At 71.5% G+C, this 14,642-nt stretch carries 9 protein-coding genes; 6 read left to right on the forward strand and 3 right to left on the reverse strand.

Annotation, left to right across the window (positions count from 1 at the left end):
• Window positions 1-180: 180 nt before the first annotated feature.
• A complete protein-coding gene (locus WME79_RS01985) occupies window positions 181-1,392 on the forward strand; it encodes a thiolase family protein (RefSeq protein ID WP_437531290.1) in 1,212 nt (403 codons plus the stop codon).
• A 160-nt stretch (window positions 1,393-1,552) separates the two neighbouring features.
• Window positions 1,553-2,122, forward strand: coding sequence for a peptidylprolyl isomerase (locus WME79_RS01990; RefSeq protein ID WP_437531291.1), 570 nt, complete (start codon window positions 1,553-1,555; stop codon window positions 2,120-2,122).
• A gap of 61 nt (window positions 2,123-2,183) precedes the next feature.
• On the opposite strand, the gene WME79_RS01995 is transcribed toward WME79_RS01990, so the two are convergent.
• The 3 genes from WME79_RS01995 to WME79_RS02005 all read right to left on the reverse strand — a co-directional run bounded on the left by WME79_RS01995 (window position 2,184) and on the right by WME79_RS02005 (window position 6,091).
• On the reverse strand, window positions 2,184-3,284 hold the full coding sequence (locus WME79_RS01995; protein WP_437531292.1) for a hypothetical protein: 1,101 nt from the start codon (window positions 3,282-3,284) through the stop codon (window positions 2,184-2,186).
• A 171-nt stretch (window positions 3,285-3,455) separates the two neighbouring features.
• Window positions 3,456-4,502, reverse strand: coding sequence for a CHAD domain-containing protein (locus WME79_RS02000; protein ID WP_437531293.1), 1,047 nt, complete (start codon window positions 4,500-4,502; stop codon window positions 3,456-3,458).
• Window positions 4,499-6,091, reverse strand: coding sequence for a ribonuclease J (locus WME79_RS02005; RefSeq protein WP_437531294.1), 1,593 nt, complete (start codon window positions 6,089-6,091; stop codon window positions 4,499-4,501). Before WME79_RS02005 ends, WME79_RS02000 begins: the two co-directional genes overlap by 4 nt.
• A gap of 443 nt (window positions 6,092-6,534) precedes the next feature.
• On the opposite strand from WME79_RS02005, the gene sppA reads away from it, so the two are divergent.
• The 4 genes from sppA (at window position 6,535) to WME79_RS02025 (ending at window position 14,607) form a co-directional block, all read left to right on the forward strand.
• Complete coding sequence (gene sppA / locus WME79_RS02010; RefSeq protein WP_437531295.1) at window positions 6,535-8,334, forward strand: signal peptide peptidase SppA; 1,800 nt, start codon at window positions 6,535-6,537, stop codon at window positions 8,332-8,334.
• A gap of 508 nt (window positions 8,335-8,842) precedes the next feature.
• Window positions 8,843-12,262, forward strand: a complete 3,420-nt coding sequence (locus WME79_RS02015) for a vitamin B12-dependent ribonucleotide reductase (protein WP_437531296.1) — start codon at window positions 8,843-8,845, stop codon at window positions 12,260-12,262.
• Window positions 12,263-12,606: 344 nt separating this feature from the next.
• Window positions 12,607-13,128, forward strand: a complete 522-nt coding sequence (locus tag WME79_RS02020) for a hypothetical protein (RefSeq protein WP_437531297.1) — start codon at window positions 12,607-12,609, stop codon at window positions 13,126-13,128.
• A gap of 246 nt (window positions 13,129-13,374) precedes the next feature.
• Window positions 13,375-14,607, forward strand: coding sequence for a hypothetical protein (locus tag WME79_RS02025; RefSeq protein ID WP_437531298.1), 1,233 nt, complete (start codon window positions 13,375-13,377; stop codon window positions 14,605-14,607).
• The last annotated feature ends 35 nt before the right edge of the window (window positions 14,608-14,642 follow it).

The following is a 14,642-nucleotide window of genomic DNA, read 5'->3' on the forward strand; positions in this document are numbered from 1 at the left end:
CGGGCCGATCGGCTGTCGTCCGCGCCGGCCTTCCGAATCGGCCGCTGCGCTCACCCCTGGCGTGACCGGGCGGGCACACGCGACATCGACGCCTGCGCGGCGCGCGTCGAACCGAGCGAAGATTCCAGGGCGCGCGCGATCTCCCGCTGCGCGCTGACCAGGCGACGCTACGCTCTCGTCATGGCTGCTGCCCTGCGCCCTGTCTTTGTCGTCGACGCTGTCCGGACCCCGATCGCCCGTTACGCCGGCGCCCTGGCGACGGTCCGCCCCGACGACCTCGCAGCGCACGTCCTCGACGCGCTCGTGCGTCGCAATGCTTCGCTTGCGCCGCGCCTCGATCACGTCGTCTTCGGCGCGACGAACCAGGCCGGAGAGGACAACCGCAACGTCGCGCGCATGGCCGCGCTGCTCGCCGGCCTCCCTTACGAGGTCCCGGGCGTCACGGTGAATCGCCTCTGCGGCTCGGGGCTCGAGGCGGTGGCCGACGCCGCGCGGATGATCGCCACCGGAGAGGCCGACTGCGCGATCGCGGGGGGCGTCGAGAGCATGACGCGCGCGCCGTTCACGATGCCCAAGCAGGCCGAGCGCTTCGAGCGGAGCGCGCCGACCGTCTACGATACGACCCTCGGCTGGCGCTATCCGAACGCGAGGATGGCCGCGCGGTTCGAGCTCCAGTCGATGGGGGAGACGGCCGAGAACGTGGCCAAGAAGCACGGCATCAGCCGCGACGATCAGGATCGGTTCGCGCTCCTCTCCCACGAGCGCGCCACGCTCGCCTGGGAGTCGGGGGGCTTCGCCGCCGAGGTGGTCCCCGTGCTCGTCCCCCAGAAGAAGGGCGAGCCCGTCCTGTTCGAGCGCGACGAGGGCGTGCGCGCCGACGCCTCGCTCGAGGCGCTGTCGAAGCTGAAGCCTGCCTTCCGCGAGGGCGGGACCGTCACGGCGGGCAACTCGTCCCCCCTCAACGACGGCGCCGCGGCCCTCCTGCTCGCCTCGAGCGACGTCGTGCAGGCCGCCGGCGCGACGCCGCGCGCGCGGGTGATCGCGACGGCGACCGCCGGGGTGGATCCCAACCTCATGGGGGAGGGGCCGATCCCGGCCGTGAAGAAGCTCCTTCAGCGGACCGGGCTGCGCGTCCCCAACGTGGATCTGTTCGAGCTCAACGAGGCGTTCGCGGCGCAGGCGCTCGCGTGCTCGCGCGCGCTCGAGCTCGACCCGGCGCGCGTCAACGTCCGTGGCGGAGCGATCGCGCTCGGGCACCCGATCGGCTGCTCGGGCGCGCGTATCGCGTGCACCCTCGTGCATGCGATGCGCGCGCGCGGCGCCAAGGTCGGGGTCGCCTCGCTGTGCATCGGCGTCGGCCAGGGCATCGCGACGCTCTTCGAGCGCGCGTGAGGTCATTTCACCGCTCGTTCGCGGCGCCAGATGAGATAAGACCGCCGCAGCAGAACGCAGGAAGGGGGGCCCGCGGCTCACCTCCCTCGGCTGACGGCGCCGCCTCGGCGGCCAAGAACTGACGGCGCCGCCTCGGCGGCCAAAAAAAGGAGAAGGCCTGATGGAATTCCCCCCGATCAACGTGCCCGGCACCGGCAAGCTTCACGCTCGGCTCAAGACCTCGCTCGGTGACATCACGGTCCGGCTCGAGGAGGAGGGCGCCCCCAACACGGTCAAGAACTTCGTCGGCCTCGCCACGGGCACCATCAACTGGACCGATCCGAAGACCGGCCAGGGGATGCAGGGGACTCCCTGTTACGACGGTGTCCGCTTTCACCGCGTGATCTCGGGGTTCATGATCCAGTGCGGCGACCCGCTCTCGCGCTACCCGGACAAGGCGCAGCTCTGGGGCACGGGCGGCCCCGGGTACAAGTTCGCCGACGAGTTCAACCCCTCGCTGAGGCACGACGGCCCCGGCGTGCTCTCCATGGCCAACGCCGGCAAGAACACGAACGGCGCGCAGTGGTTCATCACCGACGGGCCGACGCCGCACCTCGACAACCGCCATACGGTGTTCGGCAAGGTCGTGGGGGGGCAGGACATCGTCAACCGCATCGCCAACGTGGCGACAACGCGCGATCGGCCCAACCAGGACGTCGTCCTCGAGCGCGTCGAGATCTTCCGGCAGTAAGCGCGCAGCGCGCCGCGCGGCGCCGTTCAGCGCCGCGCGGCCAGCGCAGTGCTTCGCTCGTTCAGCGGGCGCAGCAGACCGTGATCCTGTCGTCGCCTTCCTCGACCTCGCCTCTGGGGTCGCCGCCGCGCGGCTGGCAGCTGCCGCTTCCGGTCACCTCGATCGACACCGAGGCGGCGGGGGGCGGCTCGTCGACGCAGGCCCCGTTGAACGGCACGGTCTCACCGGGCCCCCGGCAGCGGGTCTGCTCGAAGAGCGTCAGCGTCGCCGCGCAGCGCACGCCGTCCGTGTCGCACGTGCACCGCGTGCAGCCGCGGTTGTCGACCATCGAGCTCGCGAACACGTGTCGCTCGCCGAACCCCTCGGGGCAGCGCCGCTCCCCGTCGCGCCAGATGCAGACGCCCTGCTCGAACGGCGCATCGACCTCTCGCGGGGCGCAGGCCTCGCCGGCCTCACATCCGCCGGCGTCCGGCCCCGGGGCGCACACGAGCCCCTCGATACCGAAGCGCGGCGGCGGCAACGTCGCCTCGCCGCCCGACGCGGCGCACGTCGCCGAATCGACGTCGGGCGCTTCGCCGCTGTAGCTGCCGGGCTGGAAGTCGCCGCCGAGGTTGATGCAGTTCTCCGCCTGCACCGGCAGCGTCGCGTTCCCCCCGCCACACGCGCCACCCGCGTACACCGTGACGGCGGGCGTCTCGCACGCCACGGTTGGCGCGCCGCACGCGCACGGGCTGCAGGTCGCGGGTGTGTCGAGGGGATCGCGGCCGCCCACGTCCACCCGCTCGGGGAAGCCCTCGGGGCAGGCGACGTCGGCAGCCTCGGGGCCCTGGTACAGGAGGCCGGGCCCTTGCCAGTCCTCGGGCACGGCGACGCAGGCGAACCCTCCGCAGTCGTCGTCGGCGCAGTCGACGGCGCCATCGCCGTCGTCATCCTCGCCGTTGGTGCACCGCTCGCCGCCGTCGGCGCCGCCGCTGGTCGTGGTGCTCCCAGCCGACGTCTGGCCTCCTCCAGCTCCGCCGGAGCTGCTGGCCCCGCCGGAGCCGCTCCCGGACGGTCCCGGGAAGAGCTCGGGCTCGAACTGGTCGAAGTCCTGGGTGCAGGCGCTCGCCGCGAGGAGAGCGACGAGCGCGGTGACGCTTTGGAACGCAGAGCGGCGCAACACGACCTCCGGGATCGGCGGGCTTCGCCTCGGTTCGAAGGAGCCCGACCGACGGTACCACGAAGCGCCTGTCCGCACGGCGAGCTCCGTGGCCAGCGGTCCCGGTGCCCGTTCGCCCGGTCCGAAGCGCGCCTGCTGCGGCGCTCCTTGCTGCACCGCGCCCCGTGCGCTGCGTCATCCGCTCGGGAGCGCGCGGGGATCGTCCGACCAGAGCGATGTGAGCGTCTCGAGCTCCCGCGCGAGCTCCTCCGTCGCCTTGTGAGCGAGCCGCGTCCGCTCTGCGGCGAGCGCCTCGATGACGGCAGCGCGCGCGTCGGGCGGCAGCTCCTCAGCGCTCCTCATCTGCGCGAGCGCCTCGTCGGCGTCGTGCAGCTGGCCGAGGCGGCGCTGCATCCGTGACGCGGATTTCGCGGTGCGCTCGGCGCGCTCTCCGAAGAGCGGCGAGAACGTCTCCGCGGAGTAGCGCAGCCGTTTGAAGCGGATCCGGAGCGCATGCATGGCCGCGCCATCGCCCGGGTCGCTCCCGGCGAGCGCTCGCACGTCGTCCAGGGCATCGCCGATCGCTCGCCTCGCGAGCGCCTCGGCGCCGCGCTTCCTCGCTTTCCGGCGCGAGATGCGCCGCTCTAGGCGCGCGAGGTGAGGCTCCAGCCGGAGCCGCTCGCCCGCGGCCGGCGCGTCGGCCTGCGTCGCGCCCGTGTCGCCCGCGGCCAGCGCGTCGGCCTGCGTCGCGCCCGCGCCATCCGGGCGATCCCGCTGGAGCAGCTCGACGATGTGGTCCCTCGCCTCGCGCTCGCGGTGCGCGCGCTGCGCGACCCACCCTGCGACGGCCGCCTGGGTCGCCTCGTCCAGCTCGAGCGCGGTGAGCGTCTCGCGCAGCACCTCCTCGTCGCGCAGCGCGCCGGTCTCCCGCGCGAACTCCCGGAGCCCCTCGGCCACGGGCCGGAGCCGCCTCCTGCCGTAGATGCGTCGCGCCGGCTTGAGCAGCGTCCGGAGCCGGCGAAGCGAGACCCGGAAGTCGTGCACAGCTTCCACGTCCGGCTCCGTGCTCTCGCCCTGCTCGCTCGCGGCGACGACGCGCCGCGCATCGGCGCGGACGCGCTCGATGTGGGAGAGCAGCACCGGACCCAGGAAATCTCGCGCGGAGAGCCTCGCGCTGCCGCCATCGCCGGTTCCGGTGCCATCGTCGCCCGAGGGCGGGGGGCTCCCCTCGAGCGGCGTCACAGGCGCGTGAGCGCCACCGTCACCAGCGGGCGCCTCCCGAGCTTCGCCTCGAGCGTCCGGCGCGCCGCGAGCCGGGCGATCTCGATGATGTCGTTGTCGCGGCGCCGCGCGCGCGGCTCGCAGTCGTTCACCGCCTGCGCGACCGCGCGCGCCGCGGCCCTCAGCGCGCCGCCCTCGAGCTCCCCGGTGACCCCGCGGGCGAGGACCTGTGGCGGCGCCGCGAGGGCGCCGTGCACATCGACGACCAGCGACACGAAGGCCACCCCCAGGCGACCGAGGTTCGCTCGCTCCCGGAGGATCTCCTCCCCGAGCTCCTCACCGCCCGCCGTCGCCACCCGGCCGGTGACGGCCCGGCCGCTCCGGCCGAGCGGCTGCGTCTTGCCGATCTCGACGACGTGGCCGTTCTCGGCGACGAGGACCTCGGTCACGCCGCGCTCCCGCGCGAGCTCCGCGTGCCGCGTCAGGTGGTGCAGCGCGCCGTGCACGGGGAGGAAGCTGCGCGGCTGGGTGAGATCGATCATGCGCGCCTGCTCTGTCCGGTGCGCGTGCCCGCTCGCGTGGACGCGCCGATCCGTCGACCACGTCACGAGCTCGACGCCGAGGCGGAGCAGCCCGGCCATCATATCGACGACCGGGCGGTCGTTGCCAGGGATGACGCGGCTCGAGAGCACGACCCGATCCCCCTCTTCGAGGCGCAGGAGCGGGTGCGTTCCAGAGGCGAACCGCGTCAGCGTGGAGGCCCGCTCGGCCTGCGTGCCGCTCGCGATGACGAGGAGCCGCTCGCGCGGCATCGAGGAGGCGACCTCGGGCGGGACGAGCAGGTCGCTCGGCCACGGGAGCCTCCCCACGGTCTGCGCGGCCCGCACGTGCGTCTGCACGCTGCGGCCGAGCAGGCAGATCTTGCGGCGCGCGCGGATCGCGGCCTGACCGAGGGCGAGGAGGCGCTGGACGTTCGAGGCGAAGACGCCGACCACGACGCGCGCCGGCGCGGTCTCGACGAGCTCCGCCAGCGCGTGGGCGACGGCGCGCTCGCTCCCCGCCTCGCCGGGCGAGTCCACGTTGGTGCTGTCGGACAGGAGCAGCCGGACGCCGGCGTCGCCGAGCGCGCGGAAGCGGGCCTCGTCGGTCGGCTCGCCGTCGAGCGGCGTCGGGTCCAGCTTGAAGTCCCCTGTATGGACGACGAGCCCCGCGGCCGTGTGGATCGCGAGCGCCGTGGCGTCGACGATCGAGTGCGTCACCCGGAGCGGCTCCACGACGAAGCCGCCGATCGCGACCTCGCGCCCGACCTGCGTGGGCAGCAGGCGCACCTTGTCCTCGAGCTCATGCTCCGCGAGCCGGTAGCGCACCAGCTCCAGCGCGTGCGGCGGGCCCCAGACGGGGACGTCGAGGTGACGCAGGAGGAACGGCAGCCCACCGATGTGGTCCTCGTGGCCGTGCGTGAGCACGATGCCGCGCACCTGATCGCGGAGCGCGAGCACGTGGTCGAAGCGCGGGTGGTACACGTCGACGCCGAGGTCCGTGCTCGGGAACGTCACCCCGCAGTCGATGAGCAGCAGCCCATCCGCCTGCTGGAGCGCGAGGCAGTTCATCCCGACCTCGCCGAGCCCTCCGAGGGGCACGAGACGCAGGGTGGACGGCGCTGGCGGGGGGAGCTGGCTCGGGGCGGGGGCGCTCTGCTCGGGATGCACGTTCTGTGGAGGGGCTCTGCCACCCAGGGCGCCGGAGGCCTACGGCCCGCGGCTTGCTGAGCTGGTCTGAAAGAGAGAGGACGACTTCTTCAAGACGTAACCCACGTTGGCTCGCCGTCCCCTTCGAAACTTGGAGCGACAGTGTAGCCACAGGGTGGCCCCTTGCGTCACCCTCTCTCTTTCCAGTTCCAGCGCCGGGGCCAGGCGGCGCCGACCTCGCCACCGGATCTCGTGCCGCGCGGACCGGTTCCTGCACACCCTGTCTCCCCCCCACCTCATCGTGAACGCCGGCGGACGCCGAGCTGCCTTTCCGTCGCCCATCCCCTGATTCCGAGGAGCCTCCGGTGATCGCTGCCCTGCTCGTCAATCTCCTCCGCCTGCTGCTGCTCCCCGTCAGCGCGCTCCGCTGGGCGTTTGCTGCACCCCGGGGCGGGTATGTCGTTCTCGAAATCGACGGCCGCGTGGTCGATCTTCAGCCGCCCAGGGTCCGCCTGGCGCTCTCGTGGCGTCCCAGGAAGAGGGCTCCGCTCTCGGTGGAGCGCGTCCGCGAGCTCGGCAAGCACCTGATGAGGGATCCGCGCCCGGCGGGGCTGCTCCTCCGGATGCGGTCGGTGCATGCGGGGCCAGCGGTGGTGGCCTCGCTGCGGGACGCGCTCCTCGAGATCCGGGCGGGGGGCAAGGACATCGTCGCGTACCTGCCGATGGGCGCCGACACCACGATGCTCCTGCTCGCCTCGGCCGCGCGGGCCATCGTCGTCGGGCCCGAGACGATGGTGTCGCCGCTCGGGTTCGCGGTGGAGGGCCGCTACGTGCGCCGCGCGCTGGAGCAGGTCGGCGTCGAGCCCGAGGTGTTCGCGAAGGGGATGTACAAGAACGCTGGCGAGGTGCTCGTGCGGGACACGATGAGCGCCGCGCAGCGCGAGCAGGTGGGCGCCCTGCTCGACGGGCGCCTCGGGGACCTGACCGCGGCGCTCGCCCAGGGGCGCCGCGTCGATCGCGAGACGGCCGCGCGGTGGATCGACGAGGCCCCCTTCGGCGCGGAGCAGGCCCTCGCGCGAGGCATCGTCGACGCCGTCGCGTACGAGGATGAGCTCGAGCACATGCTCGTGGCGGGGTCGCTCCCCTGCGCGACCGCCGCGCCGCGCCGCGCCGAGATCGGCGCGGAAGACGCGGACCGCGCGCCGGGCGGAGGAGCTCGTGCTGCTGCGCGGCATTCGAAGAACCGCCTCGTGTCGGCGGACCGCTACCTGGGCGCGCGGCGCGCGCTCTCGCTGATGCCGGTGTGGCCTCGGCCCATCCTCGGCGTCATCGAGGTGCACGGCGCGATCGTCAGCCGCGCCCGCTTCCGGGGCGCCTCGCTGGCCAGCGAGGAGCGGCTCGTCGCGAGCCTGCGCGCGGCGCGGCAGAACCCGCGCGTCCAGGGGGTCATCCTCCACGTCGACTCGCCCGGCGGCTCCGCGCTCGCGTCCGACAGGATCCACCACGAGGTCACCCGCCTCGCGGAGGTGAAGCCCGTCGTGGCATGCCTGTCGAACGTGGCGGCGAGCGGCGGCTACTACGTGGCGGCGGCCGCGCACGCGATCGTCGCGCAGCCGCAGACGATCACGGGGAGCATCGGCGTGGTGTCGGCGCGCTTCGCGCTCGGTCCGCTGCTCGAGCGCCTCGGCGTCTCGACCGACGTCGTGAAGCGCGGCGCGCGGGCCGACCTGTTCTCGCCGTCGCGCAAGCTCGACGCGGGGGAGCGGGCGGTGGTGGAGCGCGAGCTCGACGCGATCTATGCGGCGTTCCTCCGCGTCGTCGCCCGCGGCCGCCACCGCCCGGTCGAGGAGATCGAGCCGCTCGCGCAGGGGCGCGTCTACAGCGGCGCCGAGGCGCAGGCGCGCGGCCTCGTCGACATGCTCGGCGGGTTCGAGCGGGCGCTCCACGAGCTGCGCCAGATGATCGGGCCCAAGGCGGCCGCCATCGAGCCGGCCATCGTGCGCGCTTCACGGTACATCCCACCTCCGCCGCTGCTGCCGGCGCCGGTGCCCACGCTGCTCGAGCTCGTCGGGCTTCGCGGGATCGCCCAGGAGGTGGCGCTCGCCATCCACTGCGAGGGGGAGCGGGTGCTCGCGTACTGCGCTGAGGCCGACGATCTCGACTAGACGGCGACGGCCGGGCGGGGACGCGCCCACACGCCCGGCTCCATGGCTCCATGGAAGAGCTGGTGGTTGGTTGGGCGCATTCCCGGGAAGAGGCGGATTTTCTCTCGGGAGAAGCTGTGCGTAATCTGTGCGCCCGGTGGGTAGCACCTGTTCAGAACTGATCACAGAACGCTAGGAATCCCGTACCGAACAGAGAGGCCCTATATGTGGGCCCTGTTCGGACGGAGATCCCAACATGTAGCGGTTCTCCTTGACGCACGGACCGTTCGCGAGTTTGGATAGCAAGCGGTCAGGCGCTCCCGCATGTCAGCGCACGCCTTTCAGGCATGGCACCTGAAACTATGCTCACTGGTCTGAAGCCGGAACGTTTGAGCAGGTAGTAGGGGAGAAGCGACGAGACCTGTGGAGATCGAGGCGATGAGGCCTCGTCGTTCTCCAGGGAACTCTTTGTGCTTTCGGTAGGACCCGGGTCACCGCCAGGTGCGGTGGTTCACAGGAGGACTTGGAAATGGCCCAGTCGGCAGTTGTGGGTGACGGCGGTAAACTCCCCGCCGGGAACGGCAAGATGACGGCACGGACGAAGGAAGATGGGGGGGCTCGTCCGGTGACCGGTGGGGCCGCCAAGGCGCAGGTCAACGGCGCAGCCTCGAAGAAGGGCGCCAAGAAAGGGGCCTCGCGCCCCCGCGGGCTCGGGTTCGACCGGCGGTTCACGCACCGAGCCGCGGATCCCCTCGATGAGGTCACCTGGGAGCGCCGATCGAGCGTCATCACCAACCCCGACGGCTCGGTCGTCTTCAAGATGGAAGGGGCCGAGATCCCCGCCGGCTGGTCGCAACTAGCGACCGACATCGTCGTCTCCAAGTACTTCCGCAAGGCGGGGATCCACGGCAAGAAGGAGCTAGGCGAGACGAGCGTCCGCCAGGTCGTCCACCGGCTAGCGCGCACCATCCGCGAAGCGGGTGAGCACTTCGGTGGCTACTTCGCCTCGACGAAGGACGCGGACACCTTCGAGGCGGAGCTCGCCTACCTGCTCGTCCACCAGTACGGCGCATTCAATTCGCCCGTCTGGTTCAACTGCGGGCTCTACCACCGGTACGGCATCGAGGGGTCGGGCGGCAACTACGCCTGGAACGAGGCCTCGGCCGACGCGGGGAACGGGAGCGCCAACGGGAAGGCGTCCATGCAGCGGACGGGCGCTGCGGGCGCGGTCGACGACATGGTCGAGACCCGGAATGCCTACGAGCGGCCGCAGTGCTCCGCGTGCTTCATCCAGGCGGTCCAGGACGACCTGATGAGCATCTACGACCTCGTGAAGAGCGAGGCCCGGCTGTTCAAGTACGGGTCGGGGACGGGGACGAACTTCAGCGCGATCCGCGGGAAGCAGGAGAAGCTCTCAGGCGGCGGGACGAGCTCGGGGCTCATGAGCTTCCTCGAGGTGTTCGACCGCGCTGCCGGCGCGACCAAGAGCGGCGGCACGACGCGGCGCGCCGCGAAGATGGTCTGTCTCGACATGGACCACCCGGAGATCGTCGACTTCATCCAGTGGAAGGTCCGCGAGGAGAAGAAGGCGATGGCGCTCATCGGCGCGGGGTACCCCTCTGACTTCAACGGCGAGGCGTACCACACGGTGAGCGGGCAGAACTCGAACAACTCGGTGCGCGTGAGCGACGAGTTCATGCGCGCGGCGGCGACGGGCGCGGCGTGGGAGACGCGCTCCCGGACGACCGGCGAGGTCGTCGACACGCTGAGCTCCAAGGACCTCTGGCGCCAGATCGCCGAGGCGGCGTGGGGCTGCGCCGATCCGGGCGTGCAGTACGACACGACCATCAACCGCTGGCACACCTGCCCGAACACGGCGCGCATCAACGCCTCGAACCCGTGCTCGGAGTACATGTTCCTCGACGACTCGGCCTGCAACCTGGCGAGCCTGAACCTCACGAAGTTCCTCCGCGAGGACGGCTCGTTCGACATCGAGGGCTACCGCCACGCGGTGCGGGTGTTCTTCGTCGCGCAGGAGATCCTCGTCGACTTCTCGGCGTACCCGACCCGCGGCATCGCGAAGAACTCGCACGACTACCGCCCGCTCGGGCTCGGCTACGCCAACCTCGGCACCCTGCTGATGCTGCAGGGCATCCCGTACGACTCCGATCAGGGGCGCTCGGTCGCGGGCGCGCTCACCGCGATCCTCTGCGGCCACGCCTACCGGGTCTCGGCGGAGATGGCCGCCGCGAAGGGGCCGTTCGCCGGCTTCGCCAGGAACCGCGAGCCGATGCTCCGGGTGATGGGCATGCACCGCGACGCCGCCTACGCGATCGACCGCGACCGCTGCCCGGAGTCGCTCTGGCGGGCGGCGTGCGCCGACTGGGACGAGGCGGTCCGGATCGGGCAGGAGCACGGCTACCGCAACGCCCAGGCGACGGTGCTCGCCCCGACCGGCACCATCGGCCTCCTGATGGACTGCGACACGACGGGCATCGAGCCCGACTTCTCGCTCGTGAAGTTCAAGAAGCTCGCCGGTGGCGGCTACTTCAAGATCGTGAACCAGTCGGTGCCCGAGGCGCTCCGCCGGCTCGGGTACCCCGAGGCCGAGGTGCAGGAGATCGTCGCGTACGTCTCCGGCACGAACACGCTCCTGGCGGCGCCGCACGTGAACCGGGCGTCGCTCAAGGCGCGTGGGCTCACGAGCGACGACCTCGCGAAGGTCGAGGCCGCGATCCCCGGCGTCTTCGATCTGGATCTCGCCTTCGGCCCCTGGATCCTCGGCGAGGAGGCCTATGACAGGCTCGGCGTCTCCAAGGAGTCGCGGGCGCGCTTCGGCTTCTCGCTGCTCCAGCACCTCGGCTTCTCGGCCGCGGAGATCGAGGAGGCGAACGAGACGATCATCGGCCGCATGACGGTGGAGGGGGCGCCGCACCTGCGCGAGGAGCACTACGCGGTGTTCGACTGCGCCAACCGTTGCGGCAAGAAGGGCCGGCGGTACCTCGCGCCGATGGCGCACGTCCGCATGATGGCGGCCGCGCAGCCGTTCCTGTCCGGCGCCATCTCGAAGACCGTGAACCTGCCGAACGACGCGACGGTCGAGGAGGTGCAGCGGATCTACGAGGAGGGGTGGCGCCTCGGGCTCAAGGCGGTCGCGCTCTACCGCGACGGCTGCAAGGCGTCGCAGCCGCTCTCGTCGACCTCGAGCTCGAGCGACAGCAAGGAGAGCAAGGGCAAGGCCGACAAGGCCGAGGTCCCCGCGCCCATCGTCCAGGCAGCGACCGCGCTGGCGAGCCAGGCGCGGCCGCGCTCGCCCTCGGCGGCGGCGCCCGAGCGGTTCCGCCTGCCCAGGAAGCGCAAGGGCTTCACGCAGGAGGCGCGCGTCGGCGGGCACAAGATCTACGTCCGCACCGGCGAGTACGACGACGGGACGCTCGGCGAGATCTTCATCGACCTCCACAAGGAGGGCGCCGCGTTCCGCTCGATGATGAACTGCTTCGCGATGGCGGTGTCGATCGGGCTCCAGTACGGCGTGCCGCTCGAGACATTCGTCGAGCAGTACACCTTCACCCGCTTCGAGCCGCAGGGCATCGTCGAGGGGCACGACTACGTGAAGATGTCGACGTCGATCGTGGACTACCTCTTCCGCGTGCTCGGGGTCGAGTACCTGAACCGCTACGACCTCGCCCACGTCCAGCCGGTCAGCTCGGCCATGGAGGACCCTGTCGAGTCGCGGGCGCAGGAGAGCGGCGCGGCGTCGTTCTCGCAAACCGCGCCGGCCGCGGCGGCGCTGGTCGAGGGCGGGGGACGGACGGCGAGCGCGCTCGATGCGCAGCTCGAGGACATGATGGGCGACGCGCCGGTCTGCGACGGCTGCGGGCACATCACCGTGAGGAACGGGGCCTGCTACAAGTGCCTCAACTGCGGCAACAGCATGGGGTGCAGCTGAGCGGCGACGGGCGGGGGTGGGGGTGACGAGGGAGGGGCCGGCGGGGGGCCCTCCCACGAACTCGCGCCTTTTGGTGGCTGTTGCCTCGTGAACGGGGGGAGACGGGTCTGAGGGGGTTCGCTGCGATGCGGGCCGGCGCTCGGGTTCGTGGGGCCCTCCCCCGCCGGCCCCTCCCTCGTCACCCCCACCCCCGCCGACTCGGGGGGGAAGGGGGGCGGGGGCGATCGCCGAGCGTTTGGGGTGATGGGGTGAGGCGGGCGCGGGAGCGCGGCGGGTGGGGCCGTACGGGCTTGTACTCGGGCAGCCGTATGGATGCGCTCGGAGAAGCTTTGTAGAAGACGGGCATGATCCGGTCGCGTTCGTCCATCGCCTTTGTCGTTCTTGTCTGCAGCATCCTGTCGAGCTCCTGCCGGAAAGAAGAAGCAGAGCCGGAGACAATCCCCGCGCCTACGCCGACGGTCGCGCCTGTGGCGGCCGATCCGGTGCCGGCGGCGACGCCCGCTGCGACCCCGACGGCGGCGGCGACGCAGGAGCCCGCGGCGGCTCAGGAGCCGGCCGCGGCGGCTTCCGCCGGGGCTGCGGCGGCAGCGGATGCTGGGACGGCGACGGGCGAGGGGGCGACGGGGACGGGGACGGGGACGTCACGCGGGGGAGGCGCCTCCATCCAGGCGTGCTGCACGGCGCTCCACGCGGTCGCCACCAAGTCGGGGAAGTCGCCGGAAGCGAAGTCGAAGGCGGCGACGGCATCGCATCTCTGCGCCGGGATCGAGAAGCTCGTGAAGAGCGGGAAGACCCAGCGCGCCAAGGCGCTGACCCAGATCCGAGCGAGCCTCGCAGGGACCACGCCGCCCGCCGAGTGCAACTGAACGGTGACGAACGCTGACGAACGGTGACGCCACGCTGGCGGATCGGCGGCAGCCAGCGCAGGCACGCGCTGGGGTGACCCGCCGCGAGCCCGCCGTGCCCGGGAAGCTCAGCTACCGAGCGAGCGAGCGCGTGCAGCCGTTCCTGCAGCGTGTGTAGGCTGCCCGCATCACGTCGATCCTCGACGAGGGAGACCAACGATGGCGCACCTGCACACTTCAGGTCCGTGGCTTCGAGCTACCCGTCTCATGACCCACACCGCAGCGCTGGCTTCCGCGGGGGCGCTGCAGCTACCCGCGTGCAGCGGCGGCGAGCCCGAGGGCTCGCTGGCAGAGTCGTCCTTGCCGCTCGTCACCTTCTGGGAAGACGACTGGGCTCGCAGCGACGTCGATGTCGGCGGCGCATGCACCAGCGGCGCCGAGTGCTCCGCTACCTTCACCGGCTTCACCTGCGATGACGTCAACCACCGCTGGCTGACGAACGCGTCGAGCCTGGCGCTCGGCGAGTGCACCGTCGCCGGGCCCAACAGCTGCCTCGCCACCGAGCCCTCGGCGAACTTGCTCTATTTTCACGGTGAAGACCGCTGGCCCACGGGCGGCTGGGAAGGTCTGCCCCTCTATTCTCAGCAGATCTTCGACAAGGATGGGTACATCAGCGTCGAGGTCACGGCGCGCGCGTACTGCGGGCCAGACCCGGCGGCCGACGCCTGCTTTGCCGGCGTGGTGCTCTACAACGGCGAATCGAACTACCGCCAGATCGCCTACGTCGGCGACGGCGGCGCGATGAAGCTCTGGCGATATGCCGGAGGCTCCTGCGACCCGTCCGAGCTGTTGAGCGTGACGCCGAATACCTGGCACAAGCTGCGCCTCGACTACTTCGGCGGCGACGGCGGGAAGTGGGTGTATTACGTCGACGACATCGTGCGGGCCATCGAAGCGCCTGGTCTGCCGGGGGCGCTCTTGCTCGACGATCCGCGGGTCGCCTTCATCTTCGTCGGCGGGTCCGATGGCAAGTACGTCGAGGGCGCGCTGCAGCCCGTCAGGGTGTGGACGGGCGACAACGAGACCCAGTCGCAATCTTCGCGGGTCGACGGCTACGGCATCACCAACACCATCTGGTACGCGCAGGAAATCCTGTCACCAGGGGCGAACGTGGCGCGCGCTCGACTCTTCTTCGGCCCCGCCGGGCAGCAGGTCGTGGTCAGCGCCTTCACCGACAATGGCGGCAAGCCCGGCGTGTTGATCAACGAGACGTCGTACACAACCGATCGAGCGGGCGAGCAAGACGTGCCGGTCTGGGTGCCAGGCAGCTATCCCAAGATCTGGCTGGTCGTGCGCGGTCAAACCAGCGCGATGGCCGATATCGGTACCTCGGCGCCCGGTTCGAACCCCTACTCGGGCCGTCTGCTCGTCTCGGGGAACGCCGGGGCCACCTGGTCGACCGCGACGCGCGATCTGTTCTTCACGCTTTACACCCGCTAGCTCAGCCGGACCCGCCACGGTGTGGTGGAGCATCA

This window comes from Sorangium sp. So ce726 (assembly GCF_051521405.1).
Lineage (GTDB): Bacteria > Myxococcota_A > Polyangia > Polyangiales > Polyangiaceae > Sorangium.

Coding starts and splice junctions, on each gene's coding strand:
- WME79_RS02015 (WP_437531296.1), top strand. CDS start 8,843: ATGGCCCAGTCGGCAGTTGTGGGTGACGGCGGTAAACTCCCCGCCGGG.
- WME79_RS02005 (WP_437531294.1), bottom strand. CDS start 6,091: ATGAACTGCCTCGCGCTCCAGCAGGCGGATGGGCTGCTGCTCATCGAC.
- WME79_RS02025 (WP_437531298.1), top strand. CDS start 13,375: ATGACCCACACCGCAGCGCTGGCTTCCGCGGGGGCGCTGCAGCTACCC.
- WME79_RS01985 (WP_437531290.1), top strand. CDS start 181: ATGGCTGCTGCCCTGCGCCCTGTCTTTGTCGTCGACGCTGTCCGGACC.
- WME79_RS02020 (WP_437531297.1), top strand. CDS start 12,607: ATGATCCGGTCGCGTTCGTCCATCGCCTTTGTCGTTCTTGTCTGCAGC.
- WME79_RS01990 (WP_437531291.1), top strand. CDS start 1,553: ATGGAATTCCCCCCGATCAACGTGCCCGGCACCGGCAAGCTTCACGCT.